Raw genomic sequence first — 540 nt, forward strand, 5'->3', positions numbered from 1 at the left:
GACGGGAAGCTGCGCTACTAAGCGTAATCAACGGACCGGCCGATCAAGTGTTGTCGGGGTCGCAAACGGCTAAATGCTCATTGGAAAAAATGTGACATTCGAACTCCCACCCTTCGAAAAAGCCCACGGCAAGACCGAAGTCGAAATTCGTAACCGCATCGTGCAGGCGATTTTCGAGCGAAAGCTGCATCCAAACGTTCACATCACAGAAGAACAGCTGGCTGCTGCCTTCGACGTTAGCCGAACTGTTGTGCGAGGCGCGATTGCCCGTCTCTCGCAGGATGGGATCTTGGTAAAGCGTCCAAACGTCGGCACCACAGTTGCGTCACCTACTAAGAAGGAGACGCGTGACATGTTGGCAGTACGTATGATGGTGGAGCCGGAGATTGCTCGCCTGTGCGCCAGGCTCGAAGGGGAAGCCCACTTCATTCCGATTCGGGAACATCTTCAAAAAGAAGATCTGGCCCGGCGAACGGGCGACCGAAACACCTTGGTGCGCCTAACCGGTGAGTTCCATATGCTTCTGGCAGATCTGTCGGG

At 55.0% G+C, this 540-nt stretch carries 1 protein-coding gene; it reads left to right on the forward strand.

Annotated elements, in window-relative coordinates:
* Positions 1–91 precede the first annotated feature (91 nt).
* On the forward strand, positions 92–540 hold a 449-nt coding region (locus ACFHWW_RS34160; RefSeq protein ID WP_379943813.1), incomplete at its 3' end, for a GntR family transcriptional regulator.

It is taken from the genome of Sinorhizobium sp. P24N7, from assembly GCF_042436655.1.
GTDB lineage: Bacteria > Pseudomonadota > Alphaproteobacteria > Rhizobiales > Rhizobiaceae > Sinorhizobium > Sinorhizobium meliloti_A.